Annotated in this window: 17 protein-coding genes and 1 pseudogene; all 18 read right to left on the reverse strand. The window is 41.6% G+C overall.

Features of this window, described 5'->3' with window-relative positions:
• Positions 1-20 precede the first annotated feature (20 nt).
• The 18 genes and pseudogenes from DXA60_RS11045 to DXA60_RS11130 all read right to left on the reverse strand — a co-directional run bounded on the left by DXA60_RS11045 (position 21) and on the right by DXA60_RS11130 (position 24,391).
• A complete protein-coding gene (locus DXA60_RS11045) occupies positions 21-1,448 on the reverse strand; it encodes an ABC transporter substrate-binding protein (RefSeq protein WP_117921251.1) in 1,428 nt (475 codons plus the stop codon).
• A 131-nt stretch (positions 1,449-1,579) separates the two neighbouring features.
• Positions 1,580-1,759, reverse strand: coding sequence for a glycoside hydrolase family 30 beta sandwich domain-containing protein (locus DXA60_RS11050; protein ID WP_117921252.1), 180 nt, complete (start codon positions 1,757-1,759; stop codon positions 1,580-1,582).
• A gap of 72 nt (positions 1,760-1,831) precedes the next feature.
• Complete coding sequence (locus DXA60_RS11055) at positions 1,832-4,969, reverse strand: hypothetical protein (RefSeq protein WP_117921253.1); 3,138 nt, start codon at positions 4,967-4,969, stop codon at positions 1,832-1,834.
• Between the two features lie 13 nt (positions 4,970-4,982).
• A complete protein-coding gene (locus DXA60_RS11060) occupies positions 4,983-7,781 on the reverse strand; it encodes a GH36-type glycosyl hydrolase domain-containing protein (protein WP_117921281.1) in 2,799 nt (932 codons plus the stop codon).
• A gap of 120 nt (positions 7,782-7,901) precedes the next feature.
• Positions 7,902-8,126, reverse strand: coding sequence for a YgjV family protein (locus DXA60_RS11065; RefSeq protein WP_158570873.1), 225 nt, complete (start codon positions 8,124-8,126; stop codon positions 7,902-7,904).
• A 191-nt stretch (positions 8,127-8,317) separates the two neighbouring features.
• Positions 8,318-8,905, reverse strand: coding sequence for a cytidylate kinase-like family protein (locus tag DXA60_RS11070; protein WP_117921255.1), 588 nt, complete (start codon positions 8,903-8,905; stop codon positions 8,318-8,320).
• 13 nt (positions 8,906-8,918) lie between these two features.
• Positions 8,919-10,286: an MATE family efflux transporter gene (locus DXA60_RS11075; RefSeq protein WP_117921256.1), complete on the reverse strand. Its 1,368-nt coding sequence runs from the start codon at positions 10,284-10,286 to the stop codon at positions 8,919-8,921.
• Positions 10,287-10,518: 232 nt separating this feature from the next.
• The gene (locus DXA60_RS11080) at positions 10,519-11,031 is read right to left on the reverse strand and encodes a flavodoxin (protein WP_117921257.1); all 513 of its coding nucleotides are present in this window, start codon (positions 11,029-11,031) and stop codon (positions 10,519-10,521) included.
• A gap of 61 nt (positions 11,032-11,092) precedes the next feature.
• A pseudogene (locus DXA60_RS11085) lies at positions 11,093-11,257 on the reverse strand (arsenate reductase ArsC); the annotation flags it as partial.
• 193 nt (positions 11,258-11,450) lie between these two features.
• Positions 11,451-13,013 carry a UDP-glucose--hexose-1-phosphate uridylyltransferase gene (gene galT, locus DXA60_RS11090; RefSeq protein ID WP_117921258.1) on the reverse strand — a complete coding sequence of 521 codons (1,563 nt, stop codon included), beginning with the start codon at positions 13,011-13,013 and terminating at the stop codon, positions 11,451-11,453.
• A gap of 104 nt (positions 13,014-13,117) precedes the next feature.
• On the reverse strand, positions 13,118-14,287 hold the full coding sequence (locus DXA60_RS11095) for a galactokinase (RefSeq protein WP_117921259.1): 1,170 nt from the start codon (positions 14,285-14,287) through the stop codon (positions 13,118-13,120).
• A 247-nt stretch (positions 14,288-14,534) separates the two neighbouring features.
• Complete coding sequence (locus DXA60_RS11100; protein ID WP_117921260.1) at positions 14,535-15,695, reverse strand: glycoside hydrolase family 53 protein; 1,161 nt, start codon at positions 15,693-15,695, stop codon at positions 14,535-14,537.
• Positions 15,696-15,719: 24 nt separating this feature from the next.
• On the reverse strand, positions 15,720-18,809 hold the full coding sequence (locus DXA60_RS11105) for a glycoside hydrolase family 2 TIM barrel-domain containing protein (protein ID WP_117921261.1): 3,090 nt from the start codon (positions 18,807-18,809) through the stop codon (positions 15,720-15,722).
• 102 nt (positions 18,810-18,911) lie between these two features.
• The gene (locus DXA60_RS11110) at positions 18,912-19,850 is read right to left on the reverse strand and encodes a helix-turn-helix domain-containing protein (RefSeq protein ID WP_015521516.1); all 939 of its coding nucleotides are present in this window, start codon (positions 19,848-19,850) and stop codon (positions 18,912-18,914) included.
• Positions 19,851-19,922: 72 nt separating this feature from the next.
• Positions 19,923-20,141, reverse strand: a complete 219-nt coding sequence (locus tag DXA60_RS11115; protein WP_006858267.1) for a hypothetical protein — start codon at positions 20,139-20,141, stop codon at positions 19,923-19,925.
• Positions 20,114-21,964, reverse strand: coding sequence for a hypothetical protein (locus DXA60_RS11120; RefSeq protein ID WP_117921262.1), 1,851 nt, complete (start codon positions 21,962-21,964; stop codon positions 20,114-20,116). The genes DXA60_RS11115 and DXA60_RS11120 overlap by 28 nt, the downstream gene beginning before the upstream one ends.
• A 163-nt stretch (positions 21,965-22,127) precedes the next feature.
• Positions 22,128-22,973, reverse strand: a complete 846-nt coding sequence (locus DXA60_RS11125; protein WP_117921263.1) for a sugar ABC transporter permease — start codon at positions 22,971-22,973, stop codon at positions 22,128-22,130.
• Positions 22,973-24,391: a carbohydrate ABC transporter permease gene (locus DXA60_RS11130; RefSeq protein ID WP_117921264.1), complete on the reverse strand. Its 1,419-nt coding sequence runs from the start codon at positions 24,389-24,391 to the stop codon at positions 22,973-22,975. Before DXA60_RS11130 ends, DXA60_RS11125 begins: the two co-directional genes overlap by 1 nt.
• Between the last annotated feature and the right edge of the window lie 96 nt (positions 24,392-24,487).

The following is a 24,487-nucleotide window of genomic DNA, read 5'->3' on the forward strand; positions in this document are numbered from 1 at the left end:
TGCTGTTTACCAGTCAATTATTATCTGTTTACTGTAATTTCAGGATAAGTAGACTCAATTGTGTCATAGAACTCATTGATTGCATCCTCTTTTGACATCTGTCCCGTCTTAACGGCAGAGATTGCATTACCCCATGCATCACCGATTGCCTGATCATATCTTGTTACTTTGGAAGTATCAATGTTCTTTGCCTGCTCTAACCAGAACTGATACAGTTTCTCACCACCGTAGATCTGGTTCTCATCATCTTTGTGTTTCTCTAATGCAGATTTTAAGGAAACCGTATCACCCTGTGAATAATCGATCCACCAGTCAGAGGTATCTTCGTTTAAGGTACAGAATTTTACAAATTCCCATGCAGTATCTTTTCTTTCCGACTGGGAAGAAATACCGATATATGTACCGCCGTCAAATCCTGCTGCAGGTCCTGCACATACGCCCCATAATCCGGATGTCTCACCTACGTTATCTCTCATGGTAAGAACACCCCAGGAAGGAAGACCATATGCAAATACAGTTGTTTTCTCCATGCCCTCGGTTGCCTCTGCAAACTCTGTGGCATCCCATACGTTAACGGAATCATCTGCGTAGTTCTGGATATCAGCACTTAAGATCGGAACCTCTCCTGACATAGCCTGATACCATGGAGTTGACCACTGGTTTGCATATGCTGTTAAGTCGTTCTGATATAAGTCTACACAAAGATCCATGTAATCAATTCTTGCCTGATCCACATTCAACGTACCATCTACAACCCATGCAGAGTCTCCGGAGAATACGTTCATCTCGGCATCTGAGGAGAAGATTCTGTATCCTGCATCTTTTAATTTCTCTGCTGTATCAAGAATGGTTGCATAATCTTTAAATAACTTTCCAACCTCGTCCGGATCATCTGTTCCGAATACTTCTTTTGCGATATCTCTTCTGTAATAGATACCTGCCGGTGTGATCTGATAAGAAATTGCTCTCTGGATACCATCGGAATCCTGTCCGACTTTCCATACATAATCAACGATCTGGTCTGCATAATCCTGTGCATTATATGGTGCCTGATTTAAATCTTCGAAGAAACCTGCATCATAGAAATCCTCTAACATCTTTGGCTCACCAACGATGATATCCGGCTCTGTCTCACCACCAAGTAATGCGGTCTGTACTTTTGTCGGGTAGTTTGCAGGTTCGATAACAACGGTATCAACTGCAACGCCTGTCTGCTCTTCAAATCTCTTGCCATAATCGATCAGGTCGTTTGAAAGTGTCCAGACAACTAATTTGTCATCACTGTTTGTGGAAGCAGCTCCACTCTCTGTAGAGGAAGCACTTTCATTGCTTCCGCTGTTTCCATTGGAAGAAGTATTTGCTGCACTGTTTCCGGAGTTACCACATGCCCCCATGGATAATGCCATTGCACTGACCAGCATTACGGATACTAATTTTTTCAGATTCATAAAAAATCCTCCCTTTTTCATCTTGATTATTGTTTTTCCCTTTCAACATGTCTGTTCTCTGTTGATGATTGAATTATAACAGCCACCATTTCTATAAAAAATGCACCTTATTTTAAAAAGGTATCATTTTTTTAGTAGCAGATTGTCTGGATGGAATGAGGTGCAAGTGTTCCCATGCAGCCCTCGCCATTTTCACGCAGGGTGTATTCTGCCGGTGCATCTGTCTTATTCAAAAGCACGATCGCACGGCTTCCATCCGGATTCAAAAATCCTGTTACTTCGATGCGGTCTGTGTAACGTGTCGTTCCAATACGGACTGCACTTTTTTGATATAGCGGCTGAACTGCCCGATATAATAGTAAGTAAGCCGTTTCTCAAAGGTGTCATTTTTCAGTATCCGGTATTTTCTCTGCTTCCATATAAATCTCAACTACTTTACCGGATCTGATATCTTCTGCAATTTTTCCTGCCACATGATCTTTTTCCACATAAATATCGCTTCCATTTGCATAAGTAAACGTCATATTCTTAATCTGATAATTTCCCGGAATGAAATCAGCTTTCTCCGAAAAACAATATGTTACTTTTATATTTCCAAGCAGTGTGGCACTGACTTCCCCATTTTCCCTGATCAGATAAGACGGCACTGCAGGGCATGGTGTAAATGCAAATTCTTCATTTTCCACAGAAAATGGGTGTGAACCGAACATCATTAATTTCCACATGCTGATAAACTCGATCGTAGAACCGCTTAATCTTGCCACAAAACCTTTTCCATGGCAGGATTTGTTCGAATTTTTACTGCTTGCAATAAAGGAAGAATTTTCATAGGTACTTCTTCCATATACCTGTGGGTCTAAAAACGGCACTGCCGCCTTGTGAAAATCTTCGAAAAATTCCTGATACAGCCCGCTTTTCAGCAGTTCTAACAGATATTTATATTCCATATGCAGCCAGATCGACTCATTCTCCAGCCATCCCGGTGTAAACGCACGTGCACGTCCGAGTTCAAAAGACGCCTCCTGCAAAGATGCGTTGACCTTGTACATGGATAACTTTCTGTCGTATAGATCACTCTCTTTGATATTCTGATACAGCTTCTTTTTTTCTTCCCTGCTCTTTTGCAGTTTTAAATATCTCACCGGTCCTTCTAAGAAGTAAGGCACTGTATTTACCTGAAACGCCAGCGGGCGGATTCCGCCGTCTTTTAATTTTTCATATTCTGTCACCTCATAAGTGAAGTAGGTCGGACAGATTCCTCCGGAAAGCCTGCACGCTTTTTTGATGCCAAGGCAGATCGTTCCCCGGAATCCTTCTAACATCTCTGCCAGATTCTCTGTGCGGTACACGATCTTATTTCCTGAGATACCGGAATACGTTTTGTCACGGTAAATTTCTTTTGCATCATTGATCCGGTTCCAGAATGATAATACCTGATCGTCCCGGTACAGGCTGTCCTGCTCAATCCTGTTGATCAGATTGAGTTCATCCATAAAACAAGCGAGTTCTTCGATCACTTCGACCTGTCCCGGATACCGTTTTAGGGCATCGATGATATAGGAAAGCATTCTTGCAAGCTCATAAGTTTCTGCCATTGATGATCCAAACATTCCAGGCATTCCGTTTAAGGCATCATACCAGCCGGGTTTTCCGCCCTCCATCTCGATTCCCATTCCATAGGCATCTAATGCTGCAAATTTTGTTACACATAAAAGCAGCAGCTTTTCCATCAGCGTCACTTTTAACACATCGCCATTGCCATACTTTGTGCGTACCAGTTTCTCTCCGGAATCTTTCCGTCTTGAAGATTCATCCAGGGCATGATACTGACGCAGTCCGTTTTTTGTTTCTTCGTAACGCTTAAACCGACGGTTGATATTGATCTGTGACAAAAAAGTCGTATACACATTTTCATAGAGCATTTCCTGTTCTTTCTCAGGAAATACCTCAAGATAATCAAATATCAGATCCAGATTGTAAGTCCAGTGGTCACACCAGTAACCTTCTCCAAAGTTTCCATTTACCATTCCCTCAGCAAAATCAATGATCTGGATAAACAGTGATTCATCCCAGTTATCTTTTAAAACCTCGTCTAATTTCCGGTAAAGTGCTCCCGGTGTAAATGGTTCTGTCACAAATCCGATCAGCATTTCCCCCTGTTCTTCCGGCAGACGTGAGAGAATTTTTTTCGCTTTTTCCAAAGGAACACGGTAGGTCAGTTTTTCAACATTTAATGGATTGTATCCATCTAACTGGATCAGACTGTAAAATTCATGAATATTTTCCCGTCCCACAAACGGAGCAAAAAAAGTATCACATCTGCGGTTCTGGTTTACATCACGGAAGTTTCCATTTCCCTGTGAGTAAAATTCAGGCAGCATGGAAAAATAATTATAATCACGCTCAAGATCCCCGTGCTTTCTGGAATACACATAAAAAATCTTATTGTTTCCAAGACGCATCGGATAACCTCCACGCAGAACATTATCCATATAGGTATATCGGCAGTACGCATCAAATGTTTTTGAAGCGGTCTTCGTATCAATTCCATTCGTCAGATTCTCTGCCAGTTCTTTTGCTTCTCTACGCTTTGCATAAAAATAGGAATCGTCTTTCTTATCTGCAAAGAAATCAGACAGGATATGCTTATTTTCCACCTGACCGATCACTTCATATAAAGTAAACTCCTCTCCCGGTACAAGGCATTTTACTGTTCCATAAAAACTGCACGGAAACTGATTCTGTGTCATCTGCTCCATCCCATAGAGTTCTTTTAAACTGTGTTCCCTGAATCCGACCGGATTCTGCAAGGAAGCATCATATGAAAAAATAACAGAAGTATCCACGATCGGTGCAAGCAATTCACCATCTTTTAAACATCCCGCAGAAAAATTACCACCTTCAATTTTCTGGACAGATGCCGTGTCTGCCATACTTGCACGCACCCTGAAATAAGGTATACACTCTGCGACATCCTCCACCTGCATCCATGCCTTGGCTGTCTGGCACATATTTTTTGTATTTTCCATGGACACACCATATGGTATCACCGCCGGCATTCCATCTAAAATTTCGATCTTTACAGGTTTCTCACTGATATTTTCCACGGTGACCATACGGATCAGCGCCCCAAGATTTTCCTCCGGCAGTGTATAATAATATACATTGGTTCTAAGACCGCTTTCCTGATTCTTCTCCTCAATTTCCAGACCGTTCATTGCGATCTGCATACTGTGTTCTACCGTCTCATCTGAAAAAGGCTCCCAGACAATCCCGTCTTTTTTGATGAAAGTACGGAATCCTGTTGTCTTTACATTCTGATATGCCTGATGTGCCGGATAAAATTCCATAATGGCATGATCTTTATTATCCACACCAAAACTTACCACGCACTGTCCGCGATTGACATAATAACACCAGATCGGAATACCGCGGATGCCGGCGATCCCAGGCAGAAAACTTGCAAAGGTCGACTTTTTTCCGTAGTTTTCAAGTATAAAATTCTCCTTCTGTCTCATCATAAACAAATCTCCTCTATTTCAGTACAACATACACCTCATGTAACATTTTTCCTGCTTCTTCTAACTTCGTTCTTGGAATGATCGCAGATTTTTCTGCTTCATCTGCTTTCCATTCCTCCTGCTCTAATTTTCTGCCGTCAAACCGTACTTCTTCGATCTGATATCTATCGAATGCTTTTTTTTCTTTATTCTCATAAATAACCTGACAATTTACGCCCGCAAAGAAAAGTGACAGTTTTGCCAGACCATTCTTATCAAACTGCTCCGGCATCAGCTTTGGCATCAGTAAAAGATCACCGCATTTTCCTTTGACCCCGAACATTTCTGTGATCACTGTCAGCATATACCAGCTTGCAGCACCGGTCAGATAATGGTACATGCCTCTTCCGCGCCCGTTAAAATATTCCGGGATTCCAGGATAGATCCTGCTGACCGGGAAATTGACCGACTGACGGTAAAGGGCGGATAGTGCCTTATATCCTTCCGCCGCAAAACCTCTCCGGTACAGTGCATTTGCATACATCACCGCCATGTGGGAAAATACAGCTCCGTTTTCCTTCTCGCCATATGCAAAGCCAAACATCCTGCCAAGATCCATCTTTACCTCATCAAAATCCGTATTCAGGCGGTAACCGCCGACCTCTTCCTTATACAGATAGCGGTCTGCACTCTTTATGATCTCTTTTACCTGTTCTTCTTTTGCAGTTCCTGCCATCACAGCGAACACCTGGCTGGTAAGCATCATACGGATGCCCTGTTCAAATTCACCCTCCACACGCCTGCCGTGATTATCGTAATAGCCGTTAAACCAGCCATTTCCCTCTGAATCTGTCACCCATTCGGTGCTGCGGATATGATCCATCATCCATTCTGCTTTGTCCGACAGGCTTTCGATCAATTCTTTTACCGGTACTTCTGTTTTTTCTCCGCTGACGTTATGTACGCAGCTCTCTGCATAAGATAAAAGCAGCTCTTTCTTCTTTTCGACGGAGTCATATAATTTCCCGTCTCCGCCTAACAGCACGCTGATCTCTTTTGCAAGGAAAACGGTACTTTTTCCTGTTTTTTCCTGATATGTCTTTAAAAGTTCCGCAATATCCTTTAAATTTCCGGCATAGGCATTTGTGAACGCAACGCTCTCCCCGCGTTCCGGTGCCATATCCAGTGCATCATTCCAGTCTGCCCCGCGAAGTAAGATATGTCCATGTTCCCCAACCTCATAAAAAGCGGTCAGATTCTGCAGCAGAAGATGTTCTAATACACTCCCTTTATAGATTTCCTGTGTCTCTGTTTTCTGCCAGCAGCCATATGCTTCGTCCCACGCATCATCCTTTTTGGTTCCTCTTACAACCTGTCTGTCCTTAAAATAGGCAGCCTGTTCATCTAAGATCTCTATGTCCCCGGTCTCATCGATATAAAGTTTTGTCGTAAAAAACGGCCACACACCATGATCCATCCACACGCGTGTAATGTTATTGCGGTCTGCGATAAATTCGCCCTGTCTTTCTCCGATAATTGTTGCATTCGTTCCATCCATACGCACACCGGCAAAATTTGATAAAAGCATTTCCCGGACACCATCCGGATTCATGATCAGAAGTGCCAGACAATCCTGCCAGAGATCTCTCCAGCCCCTTCCGCCTTTTCCGTAATCATGGTGTGGCAGGAAAGAACAGCCGTAGATCCGTCGTAAGATCGGCTGAAAACTTACCCAGTGGATGTATTTGTCAAACACCAGATCTCCTGTATGATAAGAAACATTTACTTTTTCTTCCCAATAGGCTTTCACACGGGCAAATTCGTTTTTTACTTTGTCCGCTGTTTTATATTTTGCGGTAAGCTCTGCGATACCATGTTCTACGTCAGCATTTTTCCAATCTGTCACTGTATCACTGCCTGTATTCTCATAATCTGTCTTTTCTTCTGCAGCTTCCTGCTGCTTTAACGCTCCGATCAGGACTGTGTAGGACACAGTTTCACCTGCCTCTAACACCACCTCTTTAAAATGGAGTCCTCCGACCGCCTCGCATCCTGCAAAGCTGCATCCTGCCTTCACACCTTCAAGATTTTTTACAACTGCCTCCGGTCTCTCGAAATTGCCGCCTTCTCCAATATAATCTTCCACGACCGGATAAAAATCTTTTGGCGGCTCGCCGTTTCCATCAAAACCACAGACAAAGTAGGTCACATCATTTTTACGGTGCCCACGCTCGTCAAATGAAAGTGTCGGTGTCACAAGCACACCGTTTTCCACCGTTTTGATCCGGTGCAGTAAAGATGTCACATGTCGGTGATCCCTGATATTATCTGCACTTCTTCCATATAAAGGGATTGCCGCTGTTGGTGTGAACCGCACCTGCATCTTCCCGATATTTGTGATCTCCACATACATGATCTCTGCGTTCTCATCCACCGGAACGAACGATGTGATTTCTGCAGATAACTGATATTTATCTGAAGTTCTCGTCACGGTATGCCACATCAGTCCTGCTGTCACTTCATTTTTATCTGACAATCCGGTAAACTTCTTCGACTCTTCTTCCGCAGAAATGCCTGTTGCCGACCAGTTACCAGCATTTGCGACATGGCACCAGAAGTTCCTGCTGCTGCGGTTATTATGCAGATTTTCTGCACTGACCGGCTCAAGTATAAAAGTATTCTGATCTATCTTACAGTCACCTGAAAGATTCGGTGTCACTGCACTTTTGATTCCTGCTTCTCCTGCCACAGGGAAATACAGATAACTGTAATTTTCCGCATTTTTTAAGTTAAATATGGCATCCTCTCCGATAAACTGATATGTATCCTGCATACTGACTACTCCTTTTTCCTTTTCATGTTCTGACATCATTGTAAAGAAAAAAAAGGGCACAAAAAAAGATACCTTTTTTCTGTAAGGTATCTTTTTTTTAGGCTGACAGATATCTGTCACTTATTTTGTTTCTTTCTTATATTTTGCAAAAGACAGGATATTACTGCAGATCACAACGATTTCAAGCAGCCCTGCCCAGTTTTTTATACTGATCTGATAAAACAGGGACGTAATACTTGTTGCCATTCCAGCAATCCGCATCTTCTGTGGTTTTAACCACCAGATCGAAAGTAGTGAGATCGATGATGTCAGAAATACCAGTATGGAAGATATACCGGCGTCCATGCCCTTTCCTTCCGTTCCTTGATATTTGCGGCGATCAGGATTGTAAATGAAACAAGCATGCTGTACGCACCGCCCCTCCATTTAACATATCCATTTCTTTTGTTTTCTCATTTGCCGTTTTCATCCGGATATGTACTTCCTCTTTCCAATGATTCTATCTTTCGCCGGTGTACTGCATCACTAATATTGTTTTATTTTGCACAATCCAGTATAATCTGTCTGCATCTGTCATATCCAAGTTGTGAACTATTTAACGCTAACGTATAATTCGCTGCCAGACCCCACTTCTGTTCCGTATAGAAATTATAGTTTGTGCTGCGGCGTTTATCTATATCCATTATCATTTTCTTTGCATCAGCTTCCGTCACATGATATAACCTGCAGATACGCTCCACTTTTTGTGGCATATCCCCATGTATAAAAACATTCAGCACATCATCCCTGTCCTTTAAAATAAAATCGGCGTTCCTTCCAATGATCACACAGTCCTCTTTCTGTGCTATTTCCATGATCACTTTGCTCTGCGTTTCATATACGATATCTTCCACGGATTTTCCCGTGATATCCCTTCCTGTAAATGCATACGCAAACAACCCTTTTTTTGTGGATAATTCTGCTTTTTCCCTGATATATTCCGGTGAAAGTCCTGACTTCTCTGCGATCTGGCTGATAATATCTTTGTCATAATATGCAATTCCAAGCTCTTTTGCCACTTTCTCGCCGATAAAACGTCCTCCGCTTCCAAATTCCCTGCTGATCGTGATAATTCTTTTTGCCATGGTTCATCCCTCCCTAATCTAAACTGTCAACTTTTGTTTTTCTGATTTTCTTTAAAAATACATATCCTACCAGACATGCTATAAACTCTGTGACCGGAAATGCCCACCAGATCAGTGAAACCCCTGCCTGACCATTTCTTACAAACACAGAAAATATTCCTGCTAACGGCAATATGATCACAAGCTGTCTTAAAAGTGAGATCACAAGTGATTCGATTCCACCATCTAGTGCCTGATAAATTCCCTGATATGCCACATTGATCCCTGCAAAAAGAAAGCTGATGGAAATGATCCGCATTGCACCGATAAAATATTCTCTCGACTGTCCGGCATTAAACAAAGTTGCAAATGTTCCAGGGAAAATTTCTGTAATGATAATGCCAAAGATCATCAGTGCAACGGTATATAAAAGGCCATATCTAATTCCATCCTGGATTCTCTTTTTACTGCGCATGCCATATGCAAAAGCTATGATCGGGGTGATCGCATCCCTCAGTCCAAAAGCAAGGAACAATACAAACTGCTGCACTTTGTAAAACAGCCCATATGCAGTCTGCGCTGCCGGAGCAAATTTTAAGATAAGGTTCATTACGTATACCATAACAGACATTAATGCCTGTGCAATGATCGCCGGAAGTCCGATCGCATATATTTCCTTTATAATGCCTGTATCCGGTTTCATATACTTTATTCCGTGGTCAAATTCTTTATTTAATCTGATATGAAAAACAAATAACATTAACGCCGATGCCACCTGTCCGATCACCGTTGCATAGGCAGCACCCTTTACCCCCATTTCCGGGACCGGTCCGATACCATAGATCATGATTGGATCAAGAATGATATTGATCACTGCTCCTGTAACCTGACCGATCGTAGAATAAAGTGAACGTCCTGTTGCCTGTAATAATTTTTCAAACAGTGAAAAGGAAATGATTCCAAAAGAAATCACACAGCAGATTCTCAAATAATCCGTTCCCATGGAAAGAACTTCTGCATCCACTGTCTGCGAAGAAATATATGCTTTTACCCCGAAAATTCCAAATAACAGACATACTGCATAAATGATCACACCTAAAAACAGGCTGTTTCCTGCAACTTTCGCCGCCTTTTTGCTGTTTCCCTGCCCGAGCGTCCTTGCAAGCAGCGCATTCGTTCCTACTCCTGTTCCGATCCCGACTGCGACCATAAGCATCTGCACGGGGAATACCAGCGTAAGTGCATTTAATGCCGCCTCGCTTTCCACCTTCATGTTTCCGACAAAGGCACTGTCCACGATATTATAGACCGCCTGTAATGCCATCGATAAGATCATCGGTATCCCCATCTGAACCATGAGCTTACCTACCGGCATCTCCTTCATTTTGTTACTCTCTGCCATTTTAAATCCTCCTTGTTTTGCATCTTGTTTTCTGCACAAAAAAAGTGTGCACCTATCATATAAGCTGGACTTACGCTGATAAGCTACACACTTTTTTATGGCAATCATTCATAAGATGTAATTTTTTATGAAAAAACGAGCAGCAAAAACTGGATTTACGCAGATTTGCTACTCGTTCTTTTTTGAATTATAATTATTTTATTTTTAAAAGTCAAACGGAAATTTTTGCAGATCAGATATTCTGCTTTACCCATGCTTCAAGTTCTGTCTTTGAACTCTTTGCCTGACCGCCCATAATGGATTTACCTTTTCTGACATCCGCATCCGGGCACAGTGCTTTTATCGTTTCCTCACTTTTGCCCATACCGCTTCCCTCATTCGTGCAAAACGGAAGGATTTTCTTTCCGGAAGTATCAAAGAATTCCAAAAACGTTGCCACTGCCATCGGTATCGTCCCGCAATAATTCGGATATCCGAGAATAATGGTGTCATAATCTCCCATATTTTCCGGATAATTTATGAGTTCCGGTCTGTTATTTTCCGCAAAATCGACTTTTGCCTGTTCAACACACTCCCGGTACTGATCCGAATACGGCTGTTTCATCTCAATTTTAAAAAGATCTGCGTCTAAAAATTCTTTTATGAGTCTAGCACAGATCTCTGTGTTTCCAACCGTTATATTTTTTATGGAACCGCCAAAATAATTTTCTCCCGCTCTTGAAAAATAAGCAATCAATGTACGCATTTTCAGCTTCCTCCTTTACTCAAGAACCATAATACTAAAGTCTGTCATAATGTCAAGGTTATCAGCGAAACATTTCCTTTAATCTTAAAATATTCTTTTCAATCCCTTCTATCACTTCCACAAATACCTTATCATCACATCCTGTCGGATCAGGCAATCCCCAGTTATCATCAAACTCCCTGCCGATATACGGACATCCGACATCACATCCCATGGAAATAGCGATAATGTACACATATAAATGCTACCTTTTTCTTACGCATGAAAACCTCCTTTCAGATGATCCGCAGTCTCTTAGGAACAGACAATGCTTTGAGGATTTTGGCTGTCTCTGTATAGATTTTTTCCAAATCAATCACCTCACATAGAAATATCTCTATGTGTTAGGATAATATACAAATAGAAAAAAGTTAATATGACTATTCATTCACTTTGTCTACAAAACGCATGAAAGCACTTCTTCCTTCTTCCGTGCATTTGTAAACACCGGCATCTTTTAATACTTCCATAAATACCAGACCAATCTCTGTCTGCACGATCTCATGCAGTCTTTCCGGAGTAACTTCGCCCTCTAAACCGGTACCGAATGTAAATCCGTATTTCGGAAGGAACTCTTCTACCCAGTCTGCATGTTTTTCAAGGACTTCATCCTCACGGATAGATGTTCCATCAAACAATGCCTGCTCTAAATCTGCCATCTCTTTTTTCAGACGTGCCGGAAGCACTGCAAGTCCCATAACCTCGATCAGACCGATATTCTCTTTCTTGATATGGTGCAGTTTTGCATGCGGATGGTAAACACCAAGCGGATGTTCTTCTGTTGTGATATTATTACGCAATACCAGATCCAGTTCGTATAAATCGCCGCGTCTTCTTGCGATCGGAGTGATCGTGTTATGTGGCTCTCCGTCTGTCTCGGCAAAAACAAATGCAGCCTCGTCTGTGTAACCTCTCCATGCCAGTAAAATCTTATCTGCCAGCTCGATCAGGCGGTCTTTTTTCTCTGCGCTGATACGGATAACGGACATCGGCCATTTTACGATACCTGCTTTGACATCCTCAAATCCCTTGAATGATATCTCTTTTTCCACCGGAGCTTTTGCCATGGCAAATTCATAATGACCGCCCTGGAAATGATCATGGCTCAAAATAGAGCCGCCAACGATCGGAAGATCTGCATTTGAACCAACAAAATAATGCGGGAACTGCTCTACGAAATCAAGCAGTTTACCAAAAGTAGCACGCTCGATCTTCATCGGTGTATGCTGTCCGTTAAAGATGATACAGTGCTCATTATAATAAACATAAGGAGAATACTGGAAAAACCAGTCACTGCCATTGATCGTTACCGGAATGATCCTGTGGTTCTGTCTTGCCGGATGGTTCACACGGCCTGCATATCCCTCATTTTCCTTGCAGAGTAAACATTTCGGATAACCGCTCTGTTTTGCAAGTTTCGCTGCTGCGATCGCTTTTGGATCTTTTTCCGGTTTGGATAAATTGATCGTGATATCTAATGTACCAAACTCAGTATCTGCAGTCCATTTCAAATCTTTCTTGATACGGTATCTGCGGATATAGTTTGAATCACAGCTTAATTTATAAAAATAATCGGTTGCTGCCTGGGCAGACTGATGATTATAAAGTCCACGGAATTTTGTAATGACTTCGCTTGGTCTTGGCATAAGCATGCTCATGATCTTTGTATCAAACAGATCGCGGTAGGTGATCGTATCTTCCGGCATCAGTCCCTGCTCTGCTGCATAGTCAAGCATCTCTGTAAGAATACCCTCTAATGCTTTCTCTGCAGATTTCTGTGTCATTGGCTCTCTTTTTTCATAAGCTGTAACAATGTTCTCTTCTAACTCATCTAATTTAAAAAGCTCTAACAGACGATTGATGGTAAATCTCTTATCTTCCGGTGCAACCAGTCCTGTCACCAGACCATATTCTGTTAACTCTAAAATCTTTTCCTGTATCATTTTCTTCTTCACCTCTACGCTATTCTACGTATCCGGACTATATTCTGTCGCGCATACACAATTATGCTGTCTATGTCATTTCTGACAATGAAACACTTCTCTTTTTATGCTAATTTCACCGGGCCATCACCGATCTCAACAACATAGAAATCTGCTGCGTATCCGATCTTCTTCTCATAAGCGGCTCCAACTTCTTTGATAAAAGTATCCACAGCTTCATCTTTTACGATACTGACCGTACATCCGCCAAAACCTGCACCAGTCATTCTTGATCCGATCACACCATCGATCTTCCATGCTTCTTCGACCAAAGTATCAAGCTCGATACCGGTTACCTCATAATCATCACGGAGAGAAACATGTGATTCATTCATCAGTTTTCCAAATAAAGCAACATCATTATTTTTCAGCGCCTCTACTGCTTTGATCGTTCTCTGATTCTCATAGACTGCATGTTTTGCACGTCTTACACACACTTCCTCTTTAATGGCATCTTTGTGTTCCTCAAACTGTGCCTCTGTCAGATCTCCGAGTGCATCAATGGAAACCACTTTCTGTAACTCTGCTAATGCCTTCTCACATTCACTGCGGCGCTCATTGTATTTGGAATCGCCAAGTCCACGTTTCTTATTGCTGCAGGAAATCACGATCTTTGCATTTTCCAGTTTGATCGGTGCATACTCATATTTTAAAGTTGCCGTGTCAAGGAAGATTGCGTGTCCTGCTTTGCCCATTGCGATAGCAAACTGATCCATGATACCACAATTTACACCGTTAAATTTATTCTCAGAATACTGTCCGATCAGTGCAAGATCCTGATTTGTCACGTCAAATCCGAACATATCGCGTAAGATAAATCCTGTTAAAACCTCTACAGATGCAGAAGAAGAAAGTCCGGAACCATTCGGGATGTTTCCAAATAATACAAGATCCATACCCTGCTCTACTTTCATGCCTTTTTCTCCGAATGCCCACATTACACCCTTCGGGTAATTTGTCCAGTCAGCTTCTTTCTCCGGTTTTAAATTCTCTACCGATGACTCTAACACGCCAAGCTGCTCAAAGTTCATGGAATAAAAACGCAGCTTCTTATCATTTCTTTTTCTTGCCACACCATAAGTACCGATCGTCAGTGCACAAGGAAATACATGACCGCCATTGTAATCGGTATGCTCTCCGATCATGTTCACACGTCCCGGTGCAAAATAAACACCAATCTCACCTTCATCTCCAAATAACTCTTTAAACTTTGCCAGTACGTTCTCCCAAACCATCTTGAATCCTCCTTTAATTTCTTCTAATACATCATTTGTTCTTATTTTGCCACACATCATCCTGTTCGTTTTTTTATCCTTGGAAAACAGGATGCATTTGTTTTGTTTTCTTTGATAATCCTATTATACTGCATCCAACTCCCTTTGCAATGGCTGAAATGCAAACTGCAACAAAGTGCAGAAAATCCTGCAACATTTTTACATAAATGTTGCAGGATTTTAAAACCTTTTCTTATCATCAATTATTTTATGCTTCAAAATCGCGGATCAGTTTCAATGTTGGCAGCGCATTTCCCTTATAATCAAATAATGCCTGATTTGCCCACTCGTTGCCACATGGTCCCGGATCCTGTATATATTTTAAAGATGCAGGTGTTGCCCAGCCGGAACCCGGAACCGGAATCCATGCCGGCTCCCAGTAGAAAAATCCCTTTCCTTTTCCACCGTCAATATGGCTGATACGTTTTAAGAAATCTTCCATAAAATCGTACTGTCCCTGTATGGTCATCGGATATTCGATTTTCTCGACCAATGCCGGCTTTGTCGCATATCCTTTGCGCTCTTCGTCGGACAGTTTCTCATAATCTTTGTAATCTTCCATTGTATATCCCATGGAAACTTCAGCTACGATCAGATCTTTGCCATAACGCTTTGCGATATCATTCATGTTGTCATTTAACATCTGAAGAGATCCATGCCAGAATGGATAATAGGACAATCCGATCAGTTCAAAATCCTCACCGCGTTTTGTAAAATTATCAAACCATTCACGGTAAAGTGCATTGTTGCCGCCATTGTCAAGATGTATCATAACCGGAATCTTTGACAGTTCCTTCATCTGCGGGCATACACCTTTGATAGAGCCTGCGAGACGCTCTTCATCTGCTTTGCGGACAGCACGGATACCGGCATTGACAAATGTTGCGATGTTATCATAGTTCGGCACCTTGCCTTCCGGCCAGAGCAGACCATTTGAAAGTTCATTTCCGACCTGTACCATCGTGATATTGACACCGTTTTCCAAATAAAGATGCATCATCTCTAACGTGAAATCATAAACTGCCTGCTCTAACTCTTTGACACCATAACTTTCCCATGCCTTCGGTTTAAACTGTTTTCCCGGATCTGCCCAGAAATCACTGTAATGCAGATTTAAAAGTACACCAAAACCTGCTTTTGTCACCTTTTTGGCGATCTCAAGAGATGTCTTTGGATCATTTTCTCCTGCACCGTAAGATTCTCCTGTTTCTGACCACGGATCATTCCAGACACGGATACGGATCGTATCCACATCATAAGATTTCATGATCTCCAAAATATCCTTTTCTTCTCCGTTGTCATAATATTTCGCACCACACTTCTCCAACTCTGCAAGTGTAGACAAATCCATTCCTTTTACAAATTTCATAAAATTATTCCTTTCTTTTTTACACTATATTCCTCTGAACCGGAATGTAAATTCCAATGGTTTTGTCGCATCAATATGGTATTCCGGATGCACCCATGAGCCCCAGCTATCATCGCCGCCGACTCCCATCTGTGCCATTGCCACACGGACGATCGTATGATGTACCTGTGGCAGTTCATAAACATGTGCTGCATTTTCAAGTTCATGCGGTGTATATGGGAGTGCAGAAAAACTTAATTCATCTCCCTCAAACAGAATACCTCTGCCTTTTGCATCCACAAGACGCGCATAGCGCACACCGACTTTGTTGCCGCATTCCTGCGGAACTAAGTATTTTGCCATATTGTCAGCTACTTTATTACTGTAGATTCCAAGTTTCGCACCATGTCTCCGGTCTGCATACGTCTCATCCGGTCCCATACCATACCAGGTAAGATTGTCATAATCTGCATCAAACTGAAACATCATACCAAACTCCGGCATATCAGGAAGTCCCTCCACCGGATCATACATCAGTTTTGTCTCGATCGTTCCATCACCAAAAACAGTATAGGACACCTCACATTTACTTGATGGTGTTGTCGGCATAAAATAAGTATAGGTGATCTTTACGGTATTATCTTTTTCTTCCACTTTCGTTGGAACATTGTCAAACATTCCTCCATTTCTGTGGCTGATATACATGCTGGCGATCTTCCACTGCGCATAGCGCGCCGGTGCCATACTTCCGTTATCATTGTCAACCGGTGCCCTCCAGAAATTCGGCATCGGGATCTTTTCGATCATCTCTTTTCCCGCATAACGGTAAGAAACAAGTCCACCATTCAACATGGAGAACAGACAGTCAAAATCTTCGCCCTTCACACCGATATTTACCTTTCCGTGAACCACACGGATTGGTTTTTGGGATGAATGGAAAACGGTACTCTTTTTATAAATCTTCTGTCCAAATGCAACTTCATGACCTGCATCTGCCCAGCTTCTGTCCTCTTTTAAAAGGAATGAAACCGTAAGTGCATATTCCACGTCCGGTTCTTCTTTTTTCTGATCCTGACCATCTGCCCGCAAAACTGCAAACGGTATCTCATAATCGGAAGAACTAAGCGGTGGTACTGCTGTTTTGATCTCCTGTTTTTTTATCACAACTCCATTTTTCTGTAAAACTGCCACACAGCGGAACTGGTCTGTACCCGCAAACAGATTCTTATTCACTACCGTGAATTTTCCATCCTTTTCAAACAGGACACTGATATTCTGATAATTGAATTTTACTTCCTGCATTTTCGGGGATGGATCTCTGTCACCGCCATAACAGATTCCATTTCCACTGAAATTATAATCCGTCGGCCGCTCTAAGAAATCACCACCATATGCCTGAAACTCTTTTCCATAGCGGTCTTTTTTCAAAATGGACTGGTCAATGTAATCCCAGATAAAACCGCCCTGATATCTCGGTTCCGTATCGGTCAGATCCGTGTATTTGTGCATGGCACCACAGGAATTTCCCATCGCATGTGTATATTCACACATAATAAACGGTTTTTCCTTATGCTCGGCGAGGAATTTTTTCACATTTTCCACGCTCGTATACATCTGGCTTTCCATATCGCTGGTCGCCTCATATCTGCGGTCATTGAAAATTCCCTCATAATGAACCAGACGGTATGGATCTAAAACACGGAATTTTTCGGACATGTCAAAAATTACTTTTCCGCCGTAAGATTCATTTCCGACTGACCAGATCAGAACTGCCGGATGGTTTTTATCTCTCTGGTAACAGGAATTGACGCGGTCAAGCATCATCGGTTCCCAGTCCATGTTGTCCCCCGGAACGATCGTATCTTTCGGCACAGAACCATGCATCGCAGCATCCCACGAACCGTGTGATTCGAGATTATTTTCTGCAATCATATAAAGTCCGTATTCATCACAGAGATCATATATAATGGATGCATCCGGATAATGGCAGGTACGGATCGCATTGATATTGTTCTGTTTCATTGTTACAATATCTTTTAAAACTTCCTCTTTTGTGACCGCACGTCCTGATATGGAACTGAATTCGTGACGGTTGACACCCTTAAATACGATACGTTTTCCATTTAATGTCATAATACCGTCTTTCATTTCAAAACGGCGGAATCCAATTCTTTGGCTGACAAGCTCGCTTCTCTCCCCGTTTTGATCAAAACATTCGATCGTAAGCGTGTATAAATTCGGGATCTCCGCACTCCACAGATCCGGTTTTTTAACCTCTTTTTCAAAATGAACTTCCCCCTCAGAGACTGGCAGCTCCTCAGAGAAAATAATCTGTTCTTCTTTTTCTTCCAAAACGGAATAATTTCTGCTGCCGGTCAGGGTCAGTCTTGCTTTTCCCTCGCCGCGCATCTGCATTGTGACAAGAAGATCTGCATTTAAAACCGCCTCATCGACAACCGGCTGCACTTTTAAATCATACACATGCACCTTTGGCATGGTATACAGATAAACCGAGCGGAAAATACCGGAAAACCGGTAAAAATCCTGATCCTCACACCAGCTTGATGATGTCCACTTAAACACCTGTACTGCCAGCTTGTTTTCACCTTCTTTTACATACGGAGTCAGGTCAAATTCGGACGGTGTAAAACTGTCTTCGCTGTAACCGACATACTGACCGTTTAACCACAGTGCAAAACCACTCTCAACGCCCTGAAAGGAAATATAAAGACCATTTTTCATAAACCCTTCCGGCAGTGTAAAATATTTTACATAACTTGCTACCGGGTTAAATTCACTCGGCACCGTATCGCGCCATACATCTTCCCTGCCGTCCCACGGGTACTGGATGTTCACATACTGTGGAATATCATAACCTTCCATCTGGATATGCGCCGGCACGCGGATATCATCCCAGCATTTGCAGTCAAAATCCTCTGCCTCAAATCCGGTAACAGCCTGTGCATAATTTTTTGCATAATGAAATTTCCAGATTCCATCTAACGGTAACCGGAAGCTGCTTTTTTTCTCCTCTGCCTCTTTCTCATCTGCATATGAAATATGATCAGAGTGCGCTGACATACAGTTTTCCTTAAAAAACTTCGGATCATGGATCTTTTTTATTTCGAATGACATGTAATGTTCTCCTTTTATCTTTTTCTTATCTCCATTTTAACGAAAAAATGCGCATTTTACATCTGTATTTCAACACAAAACACGCATTTTCAATCATAAGTTTTACCAGCCTTTCAAAGCGGAAATATTATAATTTAACAGTTTTCTCTCATAATTTTCCGGACTGATCTTCCACTGATACGGAGATGTATTCAGATATTTTTTGAAGTTCCGGTTAAATGTAGATGTCGTGGTAAATCCCACTTTCTGTGCGACCACATCCATCGGATCATTTGTCTTTTTCATGATATCACATGCTTTTTGCACACGCATCAGATTGATATAATCCATAGGTGACATATTCATATAAGATTCAAACACTCTTCTGAAATGCGTCTCACTCATATGACTTGCCTTTGCAAGTTCTTCCACACGAATATTATTCGCATACTCTAATCTGACATAATCAAGTGCTGCCGTAATCTGGGAAACACCTGTCTTTTTCTTTACTTCATCCTCCGATACATCACTTTCACACATACGGAGCAATTCTGTAAAAAATGCGATCAAAAGACCTCTGACACAATCATTAAAATGGCTTTTTTTCTGTCTCATCTCATCCATGAGCATCTTCACAAGAACGGAAATCCCGCGATTTTCCCATTCATGGAAAAACAAAGCCTTTCGATTGACCATCTGTAATACTTTTTTTTGCATGACAGCATTATCCGGATACAATTCCTGGATCATGACCATCGGATCAAAAAATAGATATTCCCAATAGCTTGGTCCCTCCGCTATATCACTGATCGTCACATGCGGGTAATTCTGCGGAATAATACTGACCATTGCCGGTTCGTAGCTTTTTGTCTGTTCATTTAAGATCAGCCTGCCGGTACCGTTTTTACAATATCCGATTTCCATGAGATTGTGAAAATGAAGATTGCTTTCATCATGTCCGTAATCACGAATCCAGCTGTCTCCTAAAAGTGCCAGAACATATTCACCCTGCGGAACTTCATAAAATCTTAGTTCCATCGTGTCTTTTTTCTTTTTCCCCATGGTTATTACCTCTTTTTAAAACTGCCGTACATTATTTCAGTACGGCAGCCATTTTGTTTCTGATATCAGAATTTAATCAAAATCAAATTTTGTAATTCTATCATGCATTGCTTTATAACGGAAACGGATCATTTCGTTTTTCTCTAATACATCCTCTTCCGTTCCACGGTACTGACAGCGGATACAGCTATAAATACCAGTTTCTTTATTGTAGAACATATCGATGTCAAGATCTCTTAAAAAACAGGATGGGCATCTATAATTTAATTTGCCTTTGCCAAGTTGAGCCATGTTGCAAATACCTCCTTATCTGAGATTGTTTTTCTATATCCCAATGTGAACATTGGTGAGAATGCATATCCTTCTTTTACATATCCTTCTGCCTTTGCATCGGATGCTGTCATGGATACTCTTGTCTCGATTTCAGGAACGACTGCAGAAACCTCTGTAGCTCCTACGACGCCCTCTTCACGGCATTTGTATTCATAGTTGATCGTCTTCTCTTCCGGTCCGTCGATCTTTAATGTGATATGACTCATATCTTCGGAATATTCAGTTGTACCATAGCATGCAACCATGTATTCATTTAATGTTACTTCTGCAGTCGGATCACTCATCTCTAAGATGTGACGCTCGATCCTGATGTTGGAAGATCCTTCCTCAAAGTATTCTTTTGTCTGAAGTTTTACAGTCAGATCCTTAAACTCGATCGTAACAGGGTCTAATGTAAGGATTCTTGTCTTGCCTTCCTGGGAGAAGTGTGCATGTGTCGGGCAGAGGCAGAGATCAACTTCCTCTCCTTTGTAAGAAAGTTTTGCACTTCTTACAGTTCCCTCTCCTGCGTAATGTGTAAAGTAACCTGCACGGTATTTCTCCTGGATTAAGAATGGGTAGGATGCATCCTGAACATGTTTTGTTCCAATGCCGACCGGCCACTCTAATTTTGCTGCATAAGGACGAAGATCAACGATCGCACCTCCCTGATCCATATTAACACATGCTCTCATGTACGGATCGCAATACCAGAATAACTGTTTGTCTGAACCATATAAGATATCTCTCCAGAGAGCACATTCCGGTTCATTGTAATTGTTCTGGTTGACACCTTTTTTCTCACGATAATAATCAGCAAACTCTGACATAGTCATGTCAATTAACTGACCTTCTTTTTTCAGCTTTCCATAGTAAGCACATCCATCACTGTAGGATTTGTAAAGAAGTTCATATGGCTGCTCCCAGCGTCCCATCTTGTTCATCCAGCCCGGTCCAACGAACATCATGTTGTATGCATATCCGTTGTTATATTTCTCTAAGGAACGGTACTGGTCGATTAAGTTATAAAGATATGGATATTCCCATGTCTTTGTATCATAAATCATACCACGGAGTACATTCTGCGGATGTGTTCCGAAGTTCGAACCATTTCCATCGTAACATGCGATCAGGTCACGGGAAAGATGAGGGATTGCTACGATACCACTGTCTTCCTCTTTATTTGCAGCCGGTGCATGTGTGTTCTGTTTCGATGGAATCCATGGTGCCCATGGGCCGCCATCAAATAATGTATACCAGGAGTTGTTGCAGGTGTGATATGCCTTCGGGCCTTCCTCCCAGCAGGTAGCAACTGCACATTTTACAGTCGGATAAGTTGCTTTGATATAGTTTGTCAGATCAGCATCCATATAATAAGATCCTGTTGACTCCGGATAAAAACCGAATCTGTCATGGAATTTCTCGAATACATCATTTACGATGGCTTTCTTATCTTCCATGGAGAACATCCAGATACAGAAGTCTTTTGTCTTATATTTTTCGCGGAACTCCTCACAAGGAAGTCCTAATAAAGATAATGCGATCTCATCACCATATACTTCATGGTCATGTTTTGCGATCTCTACTGCTTCATCATTGAAGAGTGAAGCATATGTCATCTGAATGGTTACTTTTAATCCATTCTCGTGAGCTAATCTCTGCTGTGTCTTAAAGATATCCAAAGACTCTGTTAAAAGTGCTTTATCTCCGATATCCTCTTCTTTTCCCTGTCCTGTCACTGTCGCAGAATACTCTGGAACCAGCTCCGGACGATGAATAAGATTCAGTACAAATTTATCCATTTTTTTCTTTCTCCTCTAAAATTTTATCTAAAAGAGTTAATACTCTTCTCAAAACTACACTTTCTCAGAAGAACGCTGCTCCTGCGTTCTTCCAACGCGGGTTAGTAACACTTAGGCATTGCAGCCTCTGCTGCAATGTCTACTTAGTGTTACTTCCCGCAATTTAGCCTTTAACAGCTCCGCCGGTAACACCCTCAACATAGAATTTCTGCATTACTACGAAGAGAATTGAAATCGGGATTGCGATCATTACACCGCCGGCACAGAAGATTGCGAAGTAATCTCCGATCAGAGTCTTCTGTAACAGGTTATAAAGACCGATCGCAACTGTCCAGTCTGCCGAATCTTTCGACTTGATCATGATCCGTGCCAGAACAAAATCCATCCATGGATTCAGGAAAGAGTTGATAATCGTATATACTATCATCGGTTTTGACAGCGGAATAATGATTTTTCCAAAAATTGTTGCCTCGGAAGCACCCTCTAAGCGGGCAGCCTCTCTCAGTGAAACCGGGATGGTATCAAAGAAACCTTTCAATACTAAAAACCCAAGTCCCGAACCTGCAGAATATACGATAACCAGACCTGCAAGTGAATCGGTAAGTCCGATCATTTTTAAAACAAAATAAACAGCGATCATGGAAAGTACACCTGGGAACATTCCAAGAATGATAGAAAAACTCATCAGAGATTTTCTCGCCTTGAATCTCATACAACTGAATGCATAAGAGACCATCAGTACAAAAGCGGATGAAACGATACAGGTAAAAAATGCTACGATAAAAGTATTTTTAAACCATGCAGGGAAGTTTGCTGCTGTATCTGTCTTGAAGAACAGTTGATGATAGTTTGCCAGTGTCCAGTGTTCCGGGAAAAAGTGCTGATAACTTACACCCTTTGTAGTGGAAAGGGATGTTACAACCAGCCATACAATCGGAATCAGCCAGATGATTGCCAAAAGAGCAAGTACTAAATGTCTTACAATGATTTTCCATGTTTTCTTTTTCATTATTGGTACACCTCCTCTTTATCGCCACTGATCATTCTTGTATAGCTAAGCAATGTAAGAAGCGCACAGATAGCAAATGAAATAATACCAATTACCGATGCCATCTTATAGTTTGAGTTATCGTTGGTCAATGTAAACAGCCATGTAATGAGAAGGTCTGTCTCTTTTGCATTAGAGTTTGCAAATGCCATGTTTGCTGTTGCATTGGAACTTGTCAGCAGATAAATAACGTTAAAGTTATTGATGTTTGCAATGATGCTCTGAATCAGGGATGGTCCACAGATAAATAATACATACGGCATTGTGATCTTCCAGAAGATCTGCCATTTATTTGCACCATCGATACGTGCGCTCTCCAACTGATCTGTCGGAATATTCATCAGAATACCGGTAGCGGAAAGCATCTGATATGGAACACCGACCCAGATATTAATAAGAATGATCATTGCATGAGACCAGCCCGGTTTAGAGAGAAATGGAATATAGTTTCCTGAAACAAGTCCGATGCTTTGTAACCAGCCTGTCAGACCGATGTTGGAACATAATGTATTTACAATACCGTGGTCGCTGAACATTTTGCTTACAAGAAGCAATGTTACGAACTGTGGAATCGCAATTGTCACAACAAAAAGTGATCTCCACATTTTTTTAAAATGTGTATCTTCATGGTTGATCAACTTTGCCAAAAGAATACCACCGATGAAAGTTGTAAATGTTGCCGATACTGCCCAGATCATTGTCCATGCAAGAATTCTTACGAATGCATAGGAGAATGTGATCGTGGTGCCGCCTGTAAACATATTCTTAAAGTTTCTAAGTCCAACCCATGTAAACAGGTAGTTTGGCGGCATATGATCCATATCATAATTGGTAAATGCCACACAGGACATAAAAATGATCGGTATAATGTTCATCATAATAACACCGATACTCGGCAGGGTAAGTAATGTGATATAAAACTTACCATTGAAAAGAGATTTTATATCTTCTGCAAATGTATTGACATGTTCTCCCTCTTCTTTCATAAGCTGAAGCCGGTAAACAGCTTTCATATTGCTTATATATAAAAATATGAATGCTACGATTACGAGAACACCAATAATACCATATAGCAGGATCAGCAATGAGTTATCGTAATCATTAACAGTATTTTTCAAGGTCAGCGGATCAAATACGGACTCATACTGAACGGTACCAAGTGTATTTAAATCCTTAATATAATTGATAGAGAACATTCCTGTAAACAGGATCACTACCACTTCAAGGGCTGTTATTAAGACACCTTTGACGATCTGTTTCCGTCCCCAGTATCCGGCACCCATAACAAGCAGTGAAAGCTTGCACCAGATATCTCCCTTTGCCACTGCTGTTCCGAAATCGACAAAGTATTTTTTGATTGCGTTTAAAAATGTTTTCATAGATTCACTCCCTATGCGCGTGAATGAGAATTTTTGTTTCGGTAACAAAAACTTTTCTCTTTTTAAAAATCCCCACATGACCTGTCTGTCAGGTCA

The sequence above is a fragment of the Roseburia sp. OF03-24 genome (genome assembly GCF_003463035.1).
GTDB lineage: Bacteria > Bacillota > Clostridia > Lachnospirales > Lachnospiraceae > Roseburia > Roseburia rectibacter.

Bases quoted from the DNA above. Each gene is read 5' to 3' on its own strand.
- DXA60_RS11045 (WP_117921251.1), bottom strand. From the start codon at position 1,448: ATGAATCTGAAAAAATTAGTATCCGTAATGCTGGTCAGTGCAATGGCA.
- DXA60_RS11110 (WP_015521516.1), bottom strand. From the start codon at position 19,850: ATGGGGAAAAAGAAAAAAGACACGATGGAACTAAGATTTTATGAAGTT.
- DXA60_RS11120 (WP_117921262.1), bottom strand. From the start codon at position 21,964: ATGGATAAATTTGTACTGAATCTTATTCATCGTCCGGAGCTGGTTCCA.
- DXA60_RS11055 (WP_117921253.1), bottom strand. From the start codon at position 4,969: ATGATGAGACAGAAGGAGAATTTTATACTTGAAAACTACGGAAAAAAG.
- DXA60_RS11105 (WP_117921261.1), bottom strand. From the start codon at position 18,809: ATGTCATTCGAAATAAAAAAGATCCATGATCCGAAGTTTTTTAAGGAA.
- DXA60_RS11070 (WP_117921255.1), bottom strand. From the start codon at position 8,905: ATGGCAAAAAGAATTATCACGATCAGCAGGGAATTTGGAAGCGGAGGA.
- DXA60_RS11125 (WP_117921263.1), bottom strand. From the start codon at position 22,973: ATGAAAAAGAAAACATGGAAAATCATTGTAAGACATTTAGTACTTGCT.
- DXA60_RS11130 (WP_117921264.1), bottom strand. From the start codon at position 24,391: ATGAAAACATTTTTAAACGCAATCAAAAAATACTTTGTCGATTTCGGA.
- DXA60_RS11095 (WP_117921259.1), bottom strand. From the start codon at position 14,287: ATGGTTTGGGAGAACGTACTGGCAAAGTTTAAAGAGTTATTTGGAGAT.
- DXA60_RS11060 (WP_117921281.1), bottom strand. From the start codon at position 7,781: ATGCAGGATACATATCAGTTTATCGGAGAGGATGCCATATTTAACTTA.
- DXA60_RS11065 (WP_158570873.1), bottom strand. From the start codon at position 8,126: ATGGACGCCGGTATATCTTCCATACTGGTATTTCTGACATCATCGATC.
- DXA60_RS11080 (WP_117921257.1), bottom strand. From the start codon at position 11,031: ATGCGTACATTGATTGCTTATTTTTCAAGAGCGGGAGAAAATTATTTT.
- DXA60_RS11075 (WP_117921256.1), bottom strand. From the start codon at position 10,286: ATGGCAGAGAGTAACAAAATGAAGGAGATGCCGGTAGGTAAGCTCATG.
- DXA60_RS11100 (WP_117921260.1), bottom strand. From the start codon at position 15,695: ATGAAATTTGTAAAAGGAATGGATTTGTCTACACTTGCAGAGTTGGAG.
- galT (WP_117921258.1), bottom strand. From the start codon at position 13,013: ATGATACAGGAAAAGATTTTAGAGTTAACAGAATATGGTCTGGTGACA.
- DXA60_RS11115 (WP_006858267.1), bottom strand. From the start codon at position 20,141: ATGGCTCAACTTGGCAAAGGCAAATTAAATTATAGATGCCCATCCTGT.